12 protein-coding genes are annotated in these 12416 nt (G+C 55.1%); 9 read left to right on the top strand and 3 right to left on the bottom strand.

The window, feature by feature from the left end; genetic code table 11:
• Positions 1-115: 115 nt before the first annotated feature.
• The 4 genes from LL947_RS08805 to sixA all read left to right on the top strand — a co-directional run bounded on the left by LL947_RS08805 (position 116) and on the right by sixA (position 4191).
• Positions 116-463: a YkvA family protein gene (locus tag LL947_RS08805; protein ID WP_290820392.1), complete on the top strand. Its 348-nt coding sequence runs from the start codon at positions 116-118 to the stop codon at positions 461-463.
• A gap of 112 nt (positions 464-575) precedes the next feature.
• Positions 576-2480 carry a molecular chaperone HtpG gene (gene htpG, locus LL947_RS08800; RefSeq protein ID WP_499832955.1) on the top strand — a complete coding sequence of 635 codons (1905 nt, stop codon included), beginning with the start codon at positions 576-578 and terminating at the stop codon, positions 2478-2480.
• Positions 2481-2630: 150 nt separating this feature from the next.
• The gene (locus LL947_RS08795) at positions 2631-3707 is read left to right on the top strand and encodes an NAD(P)H-dependent glycerol-3-phosphate dehydrogenase (protein WP_404413473.1); all 1077 of its coding nucleotides are present in this window, start codon (positions 2631-2633) and stop codon (positions 3705-3707) included.
• On the top strand, positions 3691-4191 hold the full coding sequence (gene sixA, locus LL947_RS08790; RefSeq protein WP_499832954.1) for a phosphohistidine phosphatase SixA: 501 nt from the start codon (positions 3691-3693) through the stop codon (positions 4189-4191). The genes LL947_RS08795 and sixA overlap by 17 nt, the downstream gene beginning before the upstream one ends.
• A 68-nt stretch (positions 4192-4259) precedes the next feature.
• Here sixA and gatB read toward each other — a convergent pair whose 3' ends face one another.
• The 3 genes from gatB to gatC are packed head-to-tail and all read right to left on the bottom strand — an operon-like array spanning position 4260 to position 7511.
• Positions 4260-5714 (bottom strand): Asp-tRNA(Asn)/Glu-tRNA(Gln) amidotransferase subunit GatB, encoded by a 1455-nt coding sequence (gene gatB / locus LL947_RS08785; protein ID WP_499832953.1) that lies wholly within the window; start codon positions 5712-5714, stop codon positions 4260-4262.
• Positions 5714-7174 carry an Asp-tRNA(Asn)/Glu-tRNA(Gln) amidotransferase subunit GatA gene (gatA, locus tag LL947_RS08780; protein ID WP_290820399.1) on the bottom strand — a complete coding sequence of 487 codons (1461 nt, stop codon included), beginning with the start codon at positions 7172-7174 and terminating at the stop codon, positions 5714-5716. The genes gatB and gatA overlap by 1 nt, the downstream gene beginning before the upstream one ends.
• A gap of 49 nt (positions 7175-7223) precedes the next feature.
• The gene (gene gatC / locus LL947_RS08775; RefSeq protein ID WP_290820566.1) at positions 7224-7511 is read right to left on the bottom strand and encodes an Asp-tRNA(Asn)/Glu-tRNA(Gln) amidotransferase subunit GatC; all 288 of its coding nucleotides are present in this window, start codon (positions 7509-7511) and stop codon (positions 7224-7226) included.
• Positions 7512-7747: 236 nt separating this feature from the next.
• Between gatC and LL947_RS08770 the strand changes: the two genes are divergently transcribed.
• The 5 genes from LL947_RS08770 (at position 7748) to rng (ending at position 12416) form a co-directional block, all read left to right on the top strand.
• A complete protein-coding gene (locus LL947_RS08770) occupies positions 7748-8785 on the top strand; it encodes a rod shape-determining protein (RefSeq protein WP_290820401.1) in 1038 nt (345 codons plus the stop codon).
• 26 nt (positions 8786-8811) lie between these two features.
• Entirely contained in the window at positions 8812-9765 is a 954-nt protein-coding gene (mreC, locus tag LL947_RS08765; RefSeq protein WP_404413471.1) for a rod shape-determining protein MreC, read from the top strand.
• Complete coding sequence (mreD, locus tag LL947_RS08760; protein WP_290820404.1) at positions 9765-10250, top strand: rod shape-determining protein MreD; 486 nt, start codon at positions 9765-9767, stop codon at positions 10248-10250. Before mreC ends, mreD begins: the two co-directional genes overlap by 1 nt.
• 24 nt (positions 10251-10274) lie before the next feature.
• Positions 10275-10871 carry a Maf family protein gene (locus LL947_RS08755; RefSeq protein WP_499832952.1) on the top strand — a complete coding sequence of 199 codons (597 nt, stop codon included), beginning with the start codon at positions 10275-10277 and terminating at the stop codon, positions 10869-10871.
• An 81-nt stretch (positions 10872-10952) separates the two neighbouring features.
• On the top strand, positions 10953-12416 hold the full coding sequence (gene rng, locus LL947_RS08750; RefSeq protein ID WP_404413469.1) for a ribonuclease G: 1464 nt from the start codon (positions 10953-10955) through the stop codon (positions 12414-12416).

Here is a 12416-nt window from a genome sequence, read left to right as displayed (position 1 = left end):
ATCTCTCCAGGAAGCCGTGCGGCGGCATATCTCAAGATAGCTTAACGTGAACAGGAGATGAACAAAGCGTTTAAATAACTTTCACTAAATTAGCTGAAATGAGGATTGCATTAAGATGAAGCCCTTATCTGGTGGATGGCTGATAAAGCGACTGACGTCCCGCGCTTGGGTGATAAAACGCATCATGCGTGCGCTTAAATGGTTTATTCCCATGACCCGGGATGTCTTGCGCGGCAATTTCCGCCCCGTCCCCTGGCGTGCCTTTGGCTATATGCTGTTGGCGTTGGCCTATCTTGTGCTGCCCTTTGATTTGATTCCCGACTTTTTGCTGTTGATCGGCCTGGTGGATGACGTCGTGATTGTCGGCTGGCTGCTCAATCGTATTGACCTGCATCTGGAGGGTTACCGCCTCTGGAAGCAAGGGCCTGATGACGGTCAGGACACATCGTCCAGTACGCCTTGAAAAAAAACCGTACAGCCCCATATCTGCAACACCTGTTTCACATAGCAACATGCAACATCCGTTGCCTGTTGTGCCATAAACAATATGCAATTACTTGTTGAGGGCTGAACGAATGACCACCGCCACACACGAAGAAACACTTGGTTTTCAGACAGAGGTTAAACAGCTTCTGAATCTGATGATCCATTCGCTGTATTCCAATCGCGAAATCTTTCTGCGTGAAATGATTTCCAATGCGGCGGATGCCTGCGACAAGCTGCGCTATGCCGCTCTGGATAATGATGCCCTTTATGAAGGCGATAGCGAGCTACGTATCGAGATCGAACACGATAGCGAGGCGAACACGGTCACCGTACGCGATAACGGCATTGGTATGAACCGTGATGATGTCATCAGCAACCTGGGCACCATTGCGCGCAGCGGCACGGCTGATTTTCTCAAGCAACTTTCCGGCGAACAACAGAAAGATGCCCGCTTGATCGGTCAATTCGGGGTAGGTTTCTATTCTGGCTTTATTGTTGCTGATGAAGTGACCGTGCGCACCCGCAAAGCCGGCAGTGACCAGAGTGAAGGCGTTGAATGGCGCTCCAGGGGTGAGGGCGAATTTACGGTGGCGGATATTGAACGCGAGATCCATGGCACCGAAATCATTCTTCACTTGAAGGAAGATGCCAAGGAGTTTGCCGACGACTACCGCTTGCAGAGCCTGGTACGTAAATACTCCGATCACATCGAAGTGCCGGTGCGCATGCCCAAGACCGAAACTGCCAAGGATGATGAGGGCAACGCAATCGAGGGTAGTGAAGTGACTACCTGGGAAACTGTCAACGAAGCCACGGCATTGTGGGTGCGCCCAAAAAGTGAAATTTCCGATGAGGAATACAAGGCTTTCTATAAGCATGTCGCCCATGACTTCAGTGACCCGCTGACATGGAGCCATAACAAGGTAGAAGGCAAGCTGGAATATACCAGCCTTTTGTATGTCCCAGGCCGTGCGCCTTTCGATCTTTATGAGCGGGACGGTGCTCGTGGCGTCAAGCTGTACGTGCAGCGCATCTTTATTATGGATGATGCCGAACAGTTCCTGCCGCTTTACCTGCGCTTTATCAAAGGCGTATTGGATACCCGTGACCTCTCGCTGAACGTGTCCCGCGAACTGCTCCAGCAGGACCCCAAAGTCGACAAGATCAAGGGGGCACTCACCAAGCGCGCGTTGGATATGCTCAAGAAGCTGGCCAAGGATAATGACGGCTATCAGACCTTCTGGAACACCTTTGGCAGCGTGTTGAAGGAAGGCCCGGGCGAAGACCCGTCTAACCGGGAAAAAATTGCCGGTTTGCTGCGGTTTTCTTCCACCCATACCGATAGCGCTACTCAGGATCAGTCGCTGGCGGACTACATCGAGCGCATGAAGGAAGGTCAGCAGAAAATTTACTACATTGTGGCTGACGGCTTCAATGCGGCGAAAAACAGCCCGCATCTTGAAATCTTCCGCAAGAAAGGCATCGAGGTCCTGTTGCTGCATGACCGCATTGATGAATGGTTGATGAGCCATCTAAGCGAGTTTGACGGTAAATCATTTGCTGATGTCGCCAAGGGTGAGCTTGACCTGGGGGATGTGGAAGACGAAGAAGAGAAGAAGGCACAGGAAGAAACCGCAAAATCCAAGGAAGATCTGGTCAAACGGGTCAAGGATGCGCTGGGTGAGGGAGTTCAGGAAGTCAAGGTTACCCATCGCCTGACCGACTCACCTGCCTGTGTTGTCCTGCCCGAGCATGAGATGGGGTTCCAGATGCGCCGCATCATGGAAGCGGCAGGCCAGCCGTTGCCTGAGGTCAAGCCGATTCTTGAGCTCAACCCCGAGCATGCCCTGGTAGGCCGTCTGGAAGGAGCTGATGGCGACACCTTTACGGATCTGGCGCATATCCTTCTCGATCAGGCGATCATTGCTGAAGGCGGCCATCTGGACGACCCGGCGGCTTACGTCAAACGCCTTAACAGCGTACTCACGGCGTAAATCCGTGTTTAAGTAAGCCACGGCCCGGCAGGAATTCCCTGCCGGGCCTTTTGGTTTGTTAGACTTGCACTATCTCTACATCTATCAGTGTGCTCATCTCATGATGATCATGTCATGAGCAGATACTTCAAGTAGCAAGGACACAGGCATATGGCGGAACAGCAGATTAGTGTGGCCGTGCTGGGGGGAGGGAGCTTTGGCACGGCACTGGCGAGCATTGCCGCCGACAATGGAGCCAAGGTGCGCCAGTGGATGCGCGATGAGCGTCTGGTCGCCCAAATCAACCAAGAACATCGTAACGGACGCTATCTGCCCGATTATGAAATGAACGCAGCCGTGGAGGCCTCCACCGATATTGCCGCTGTCTTGAGTGACGCTGAGTTGGTGCTGGTGGCCATTCCGTCGAGTGCGTTTCGGAGTGTGGTTCAAGCCGCCAAGCCTTACCTGAGCGCCGAGCAGATACTCGTCAGTACCACCAAGGGTATCGAGCCGGATAGCTTTATGCTGATGAGCGATGTGCTGAGTGAAGAAACCGGCTTTGCTCATATCGGCGTGATTGCCGGGCCTAACCTCGCCTCTGAAATCGCTGACAAGCAGTTAACCGCCACAGTAATTGCCAGTGCTGATCCACTGACTCGCACACGGGTGCAGCAGGCACTGGGTTGCCGCTACTTCCGGGTGTATGCCAGTAATGATCGTCACGGCGTTGAGCTGGGCGGTGCCTTGAAAAATATCTACGCCATTGCTGCCGGTATGGCCGCTGCACTGGGGATGGGGGAAAACACCCGAAGCATGCTGATGACCCGCGCACTGGCAGAAATGAGCCGGTTTGCGGTGGCGCATGGCGCCAACCCGATGACCTTTCTGGGGTTGGCGGGTGTCGGTGACCTGATCGTCACCTGTTCTTCCCACCTGTCGCGTAACTATAGAGTGGGTTTCGCCATGGGAGAAGGTCGCAGTCTTGATCAAGCTATAGAAGCATTGGGGCAGGTCGCCGAAGGGGTGAATACTGTCCGGCTGGTATGTGCCAAGGCTGCCCAGATGGGGGTCTACATGCCGATGGCAGAAGGTTTGTACCATGTATTGTTTGACGGCGTTCCGGCAAAGGAGATGGCAAGAATGCTGATGATGGGCGAGCAAAGCAGCGATGTTGAATTCGTGCTGCCACGTGAAGCTGTTCAACAGGCTCATCGAGAGACAGGAGATTGGCATGCAGGAAATCAATAACATGTCGCGATTATTACTGATGCGCCATGGCGAAGCAGTCGCTGGTGCGCCGGATAATCAACGCCGTTTGAGCACACAGGGTGAGCAGGAAGTCACCCTGATGGCTCGCTGGTTGGCAGACCGTGTGGCCAGCAAGGAGTCAGGACAATTGCGGATTATCGCCAGCCCCTATACGCGCGCCCAGCAAAGCGCTGATGCAGTTGCCACGGCGTTAGGGGGGCAGGTGGAAACCTATGAGGGTATCACCCCTGACGACTCACCCAATGCCGTGTGTGACTGGCTGATGGCTCAGCCTGATAGCGATACCCTGTTGCTGGTCAGCCATATGCCGCTGTTAGGCGAGCTGACCGGCGTTTTGACCAGAGGGCATGCAGGCTTTGGTGTCAGTTTTGCCACGGCGGGGGTGGCGGAATTAAGTGCCGACGTCTGGGCATCCGGCTGTGCTGACCTGATCAGTATGACCGACCCTCGCCAGTTAAGCTGATCAAAATATAAAAAACCGGCCCCTGATTGAGGGGCCGGTAGATGACTGCTTTACCTCACGCCTCACGCTTAAAGTTTAGCGTCAAGCTTCTCCTTGAGCAGGGTATTGACCTGCTGAGGATTGGCAGTACCGCGTGAGGCCTTCATTACCTGGCCGACGAAATAACCGATCATCTTGCCACGCTTGTCGGGTTCAGCGTCACAGTACTGAGCTACCTGTGCGGGGCTGTCGGCAATCACCTGGTCAATCATGGCTTCAATAGCGCCACTATCGGTCACCTGTTTGAGGCCTTTGGCGTCGATGACTTCATCGGCGCTGGCGCCCTGATTATTCCACAGCGCCTGGAAGACCTGTTTGGCCGCCTTGCCGTTGATGGTGCCGTCAATCACGCGGACGACCAGTTCTCCCAATTGGCGGGCATTAACGGGGCTCTGTTCAATGTTCAGGTTCTCCCGGTTCAGGGCGCCGGAAAGTTCGCCCTGTACCCAGTTGGCGGCCTGCTTGGCGTCACCGCACACATCCATGACCTCTTCGAAATAATCGGCAACAGCGCGGCTTGCTGACAAGACGTGAGCGTCATAAGCGGATAAGCCAAGCCCGTTCTGGAAACGTTCGCGTTTGTCAGCCGGCAGTTCGGGCAATTGTTCGCGCAGATGGTCCACGTAGGCCAGGTCAAGTACTACCGGTAGCAGGTCCGGGCAGGGGAAGTAGCGGTAATCATTGGCTTCTTCCTTGGTGCGCATGCTTCGGGTCTCGTCACGTTCCGGGTCATACAGGCGTGTTTCCTGAACAACCTTGCCGCCGTCTTCAATCAACTCGATCTGACGGTCAACTTCAAAGGCAATGGCGCGTTCGACAAAGCGGAAAGAATTGACGTTCTTGACTTCCGCCCGGGTGCCAAAGCTTTCCTGCCCCTTCGGTCGTACCGAGACATTGACATCACAACGCATGGAGCCCTCTGCCATGTTGCCATCGGAAATGCCCAGATAAGTCACAATCGAGTGAATGGCCTTGAGGTAGGCGGCGGCTTCCTTGGCGCTGCGCATATCCGGCTCGGAGACAATCTCCAGTAACGGGGTACCCGCGCGATTGAGGTCAATGCCGGTCATGCCGTGGATGTCTTCGTGGAGAGATTTCCCTGCATCCTCTTCAAGATGCGCGTGATGTATGCGGATCTTTCGGGTGGAATGATCCTCCAGGGTCACGTCAATACTGCCAGTGCCGACAATGGGGTGATACATCTGGCTGGTCTGGTAGCCCTTGGGCAGGTCGGGATAGAAGTAGTTTTTGCGGTCAAATACGGATACTTCAGGAATATCGGCATGTACGGCCAGGCCAAACTGTACGGCCATGGCCACCGCCTGTTCATTAACGACAGGCAGAATACCAGGCAGGCCCAGATCGACAGCGCAGGCCTGGGAGTTGGGCTCAGCGCCGAATGCGGTGGATGCTCCGGAAAAAATCTTCGATTTGGTGGCGAGCTGAACGTGCACTTCCAGCCCGATTACGGTTTCCCATTCCATCAGGCCTTCTCCTCAGCAAAACTGGGACGTTGTTGATGCCAATCAGTGGCTTTCTGGAACTGATGCGCCACGTTTAGCAGCTGGGCTTCTGCAAAATGTGTGCCCAGGATCTGCAGCCCTACCGGGCGGTGTCCGACCCTGCCAGCCGGTACGCTGATGCCGGGAATCCCGGCCAGGTTGACGGCAATGGTATAGATATCCTGTAGATACATGGAAACCGGATCTTTTTTGGCACCTATATCAAAGGCTGGCGTCGGTGAGGCAGGTCCCATCAGGACATCGACGTCTTCAAAGGCATCCAGGAAGTCCTGGCGAATCAGGCGGCGTACCTGCTGAGCCTTGGTGTAGTAGGCATCAAAAAAACCTTCTGACAGGGTATGCGTGCCGATCAGGATGCGTCGCTTGACTTCATCGCCAAAGCCTTCAGCGCGAGAGCGCTTGTAAAGGTCAACCAGGTCCTGAGGATCGTCGCAGCGATGCCCAAAACGAACGCCATCAAAGCGAGACAGGTTGGAAGAGGCCTCAGCGGGGGCAATTACATAATAGGCGGGAATTGCAAAATGCGTATGTGGCAGGCTGACTTCCTTGACCGTCGCTCCCAATGCTTCATAAATTTTCACGGCCTCGCGCACTGCCTTTTCAACCCCGGGGTCGAGGCCGTCACCGAAATACTCCTTTGGCAGGCCAATCTTGAGACCCGACAAGGGGGCATTCAGTGTCTCGGTATAATCAGGGACACCACGGGCAACGCTGGTCGAGTCACGCAGATCCTGGCCTGCCATAACGTTCAGCAAGTGGGCGCAATCCTCAGCGCTGCGTGCCATGGGCCCAGCCTGATCAAGGCTGGAGGCATAGGCAATCATGCCATAGCGTGAAACCCGCCCATAAGTGGGCTTCAAGCCGGTAATACCACAAAAGGCGGCGGGCTGGCGGATTGAACCACCAGTGTCAGTGCCGAGTGCTGCAGGGGTTATGCCCGCCGCCACAGCCGCGGCACTGCCGCCAGAGCTGCCACCGGGAACCGCCGTGACGTCCCAGGGATTCTTGACCGCGCCGTAATAGCTGTTTTCATTGGAGGAGCCCATGGCGAACTCATCCATATTGGTCTTGCCGAGGCTGACGCAGCCAGCGGCCTTCAGCTTTTCAACAACATGAGCGTCATAGGGGGCGATAAAGTTATCCAGCATTCTGGAACCGCAGCTGGTTTTAACCCCCTGGGTACAGAAAATATCCTTGAGCGCAAGAGGAACCCCGGTCAACAGTCCTGCATCGCCACTGGCCCTGGCCTGGTCAGCCTGATCGGCCTGCTGCAATGCCTGCTCGCTGGTCACGCTGATAAAACTGTTGAGTTGGCGGTTGGTCTGTTCAATGCGCTTCAGGTAGTGCGCGGTGAGTTCGCGGCTGGATACTTCACCGCTGGCAAGTGCCGCGGCAACTTGCGTCAATGTCTTGTCATGCATAACCCGGAAACTCCGTTCGGGTGACGATTATCAGAAGAGAGGAAATAACTTACTCAACCACTCGGGGAACCAGATAAAGACCATTTTCAACGGCCGGTGCACAGCGTTGGAAGTGATCACGCTGATCGGTTTCGGTAACTTCATCGGCACGCAGGCGCTGAGTGGCATCAAGCGGGTGTGCCAGGGGCGTAACACCCTGGGTGTCAACGCGCTGTAACTGGTCGACCATTTCCAGGATCTGGCTGAGGTCATCAACAAACCCCTTGGCCTGATCATCGCTAACCGCCAGCCGGGCCAGATGGGCAGCCCGGCGCACGTGTGTTTCTTCAAGCGCCATGGTGGGAACGTCCTCGTTAACAAGTGATAAGCGCATTCGTTTTGCGCCGTGTAAACAACGTCAGATCCTCCAGAATATAGGGATCAGCGTCATTTTGATCATCAAATAGCGTTAAAATATACCATATTTCCCTGAGTCGGGCAGTATCTGCCGCTGTTCTGCTTGCTGACGGTGGGTTGCGGTGATAACGTTTGCTTCCGCATAGGGTTCTCGGTCAGCACTAGGTAACAACATCCATGTTCAAACGTTTAAGGGGGCTGTTTTCCAGCGATTTATCAATCGATCTGGGCACGGCCAACACACTTATATATGTTCGAGGTCGCGGTATTATCCTCGATGAGCCGTCTGTCGTTGCCATTCGTCAATCAGGCAGCATGCGCAGTGTTGCTTCTGTTGGCGCCGATGCCAAACGGATGCTGGGGCGGACCCCAGGCAACATTACGGCTATCCGTCCGATGAAAGATGGCGTCATCGCTGACTTTACGGTCACCGAGCAGATGCTTCAGCATTTCATACGCAAAGTTCACCAGAGTACCTTCCTGACGCCCAGTCCCCGCGTACTGGTGTGTGTGCCCTGCATGTCGACCCAGGTTGAGCGGCGGGCCATTCGTGAATCAGCCGAAGGCGCCGGCGCTCGTGAAGTCTTTCTGATCGAGGAGCCCATGGCCGCTGCCATTGGTGCCGGCTTGCCCGTAGAGGAAGCCCAGGGGTCGATGGTGGTGGATATCGGCGGAGGCACCTCCGAGATTGCCATCATTTCGCTTAATGGCGTGGTCTATTCCGAATCCATCCGGGTGGGCGGCGACCGTTTTGATGAAGCCATCACGGCCTACGTGCGTCGCCACTACGGTAGCCTGATTGGCGAAGCAACCGCAGAGCGCATCAAGGAAGAAATTGGCTGCGCCTATCCGGGAGGGGAGTTGCGCGAAATTGATGTGCGTGGGCGCAATCTGGCTGAAGGGATTCCGCGAAGCTTTACCCTGAATTCTCATGAGATTCTGGAAGCCCTGCAGGAAACTCTGAGTTCTATCGTGGCGGCTATCAAAAGCGCCCTGGAACAATCTCCGCCGGAGCTGGCATCCGATATCGCTGAGCGGGGTCTGGTACTCACCGGAGGCGGCGCGCTGTTGCGCGATCTTGATAAGCTGATTTCCGAAGAAACCGGCCTGCCTGTTATCGTCGCTGAAGATCCACTGACATGTGTGGCGCGCGGTGGCGGTAAAGCACTGGAAATGATTGATCAGCATACCTTTGAGCTGTTATCCAGTGATTAACGCCAGCGCTTGATCTGCGGGGGGGATTGATTATCAAGCCGCTGTTTTCACACGGTGCTCTGCCCGGCTATCGGCTGTTCTTCTGCGTATTGGCGGCGAGTGCCCTGATGTTTGTCGACCAACACTTTACGCGTATGGAAACAGTGCGTGCACAGCTGTCGATGGTGGTGGCTCCGATACAATGGGTGGTCAGCCTTCCCAGTGATCTGCTCAGCTGGGGGACATTGGCGCTGTCTGACCATCAGGCATTGCTGGATGAAAATCAGCGGCTACGGGAACAGATGCTGACACTGTCTCACCGTGGCCAACGTATCGCCAGCCTGGTGTCTGAAAACGCCGAGTTACGGCGTCTTCTGAACGCTGCTGAGTATCGCGACGTCGAGTTCATCAGCGCTGAGCTCATTTCCCTTGATAATGATCCTTTTAGCCACCAGATGGTCATTGATCGGGGGCATCGAAACGGTGTCTATGTCGGACAGCCATTAATTGATGCCTATGGCCTTGTCGGCCAGGTAACCGCTGTATCGGCCTACTCTAGCCGGGTCCTCCTGCTGGGAGACGCGAGTCATGCGCTGCCAGTCCGTATCAACCGAAATGGCCTGCGTTATATTGTTCAAGGCTCGGGCAACTACGATGTCCTTGACGTTCTCCATGTGCCGGATACGGCCGATGTGCGTGAAGGGGATCTGCTGACGACGTCAGGTCTCGCGGGACGCTTCCCTGCCGGCTACCCAGTGGCCAGAATCACTTCTGTGGTCCATGACCCAGGCGAGCCATTTGCCCAGGTGCGGGCCGAGCCGATGGCCCGTTTGCAGCGTTCGCGCTACTTCCTGTTACTGTTTCCTCAACCTTTGCCCTCGTCGCAAATCGCTATCTGGGATGCGTCATTTGCGCTGTCTTATGAGACACTTCAAGGGGTGCTGCAGGTCAACGGGCTTTTCCCGCTATTGGCCAACCCGTCTACCATGGAGCTTCCCTGATGGCGAAGGCATCGGTCGTACCGTTAGCTGTGGTATGGATTACCTTGCTGTTTGCCCTATGCCTGCAAGTGATGCCGTTGGCTGAAGGGTGGCAGGTATATCGACCTGAATGGTTGGGGCTGCTACTCATTTACTGGTGCATGCGTACCCCTGATAGAGTCGGGGTCTTTCACGGTTTTGTACTCGGGCTGCTGCTTGACCTGATTGAAGGCGTGCCGCTGGGCCAGAATGCCCTGACACTGTCAGTGCTGGCTTTTCTGTGTGCCCTGGTCTATGGACGTTTTCGTACCTACTCACTGGTTCAGCAGGCGCTGTTGGTGATGCTGCTGCTGGGGCTGGTACAGCTGCTGGAACAATGGGTGCGTACCCTGTCGGGAGATTTTTCAATTCACCTGGCATTCCTGATCCCCTCTTTTATCAGCGCGGTACTCTGGCCCTGGTTGGCAACCATGTTTATGGCGCTGGAACGTCGTCTTTTTTCATGATCATCGTAGAGCCGAGGTAATAGGATGTCTTCTGCCCGTCAACCCCTCGTGTGTCTGGCATCAGCATCGCCACGCCGACGGGACCTTCTGTCATCCATTGGCGTGGAAGTTGACGTTAAACCCTGCCATATTGATGAGACGCCTCAGCCCGGTGAATCTCCCGATGACTACGTTGTTCGTCTGGCAGTTGAGAAGGCACTGGAAGCCGACACCTTGACATCCTTGCCTACCCTGGGTTCTGACACGGCGGTGGTACTGGACGGTCGTATCCTGGGAAAACCACGTGACCAGGCGCATGGGGCTGAAATGCTGGCCGCGCTGTCCGGGCGCCGACATGAAGTACTGACGGCTGTTGCCCTGACAGGCCCTGCAGGAATGTTGAAATGTTGCGTGGCCACCCAGGTGTGCCTTGGCGATATCAGCGATAAGCAGATAGCTGCCTACTGGCATACGGGAGAGCCCCTGGATAAGGCGGGTGGCTATGCTATCCAAGGCTTGGCGGCCGTGTTTGTTGCCGCTATCGAAGGCAGTTACTCTGCTGTTGTGGGCTTGCCGCTGTACGAGACAGCAACACTTCTTCGTGAGCAGGGCGTACCTGTATGGAATAATATGCTTGAATAGCAGCGGCCAGGCTTGGATGGAGTGTCTAGCCAAGTGTCAGCCGCCCTGTCTTTGTACCCTTTTAACCAATAAGGAACGTGAATGAGCGGTGAGGTTCTCATCAATCTGACACCGATGGAAACCCGCGTAGCGCTGGTTGAAAACGGTGTACTGCAGGAAGCGTTGATCGAAAGATCACGCCGTCGTGGCATTGTGGGCAATATCTACAAAGGCAAGGTGGTTCGGGTACTGCCTGGCATGCAGGCTGCCTTTGTCGATATTGGCCTGGAACGCGCCGCCTTTATTCATGCTCATGAAGTGACGCCCTCAGGGACGCCCAGTGAGGAACAGTCAACCATTGGCCAATTACTGCAGGAAGGCCAGGCCCTGGTGGTGCAGGTCACCAAGGACCCTATTGGCTCCAAGGGAGCGCGCCTGACCACTCATCTGTCGGTACCGTCGCGCTATCTGGTGTATATGCCTGACTCGCCGCATCACGGTGTGTCTCAGCGCATTGAAGATGAGCGTGAACGTGAACGTCTGAAAGTGGCCCTGGACGCAGGCATTGCCCAGCAGAGCATTGAGGTCACTGGTGGGTTTATAGTGCGTACAGCCGCTGAAGGCGTCAGCGAAGAGGAAATTGCCAGCGACATGTATTTCCTGTTGCGCTTGTGGCGAAAGGTCAGCCAACGCAAGGAAAACGCCGCGCCGTCTTCGGTCATCTATGATGATTTGCCGCTCTTTATGCGCACCCTTCGAGATGTCATGCGCGATGACATTGAAAAGGTGCGTATCGATTCACGGGAAAATTTTACTCGCCTGGTCGAGTTTGCCGAAGAGTTTATGCCGGACGCAGTGGAGCGAATAGAGTATTACCCCGGTGAACGACCGATTTTTGATCTCTACAGCGTTGAAGACGAGATTCACAAGGCTCTGGGACGCAAGGTGCAGCTGAAGTCAGGCGGTTACCTGGTCATTGATCCGACCGAAGCGATGACCACGATCGACGTCAACACAGGGGGTTACGTCGGTCATCGCAATCTGGAAGAGACCATTTTCAAAACCAATCTGGAAGCTGCAACCGCGATTGCCCGGCAGCTACGCCTGCGTAACCTGGGGGGCATCATCATTATTGATTTCATTGATATGGAGGATGTCGAGCACCAGCGTCAGGTGTTGCGTGTGCTGGAGAAGGCATTGGAAAAGGACCATGCCAAAACCAAGTGTACCGGGGTAACCGAGCTTGGACTGGTGCAGCTGACCCGCAAGCGTACCCGTGAAAGCCTTGAGCAGACGCTGTGTGAAGCCTGCTCTACCTGTGCTGGTCGCGGAACGTTGAAAACCCCTGAAACCGTCTGCTATGAAATATTTCGCGAGATTCTGCGTGAAGAGCGCGCCTACAGTGCTGAAACCTACATGGTGTTAGCGTCACAACCCGTGGTTGACCGCTTGCTCGACGAGGAGTCTTCCTCGGTGGCTGACCTGGAAATTTTTATCAACAAGACCATCCGTTTTCAGGTCGAACAACATTACTCGCAAGAGCAGTATGACATCGTGCTAATGTAA

The organism is Halomonas sp. BLK-85 (assembly GCF_044792155.1).
Taxonomy (GTDB): Bacteria; Pseudomonadota; Gammaproteobacteria; order Pseudomonadales; family Halomonadaceae; genus Vreelandella.
This window is presented reverse-complemented; position numbering and strand designations above follow the sequence as displayed.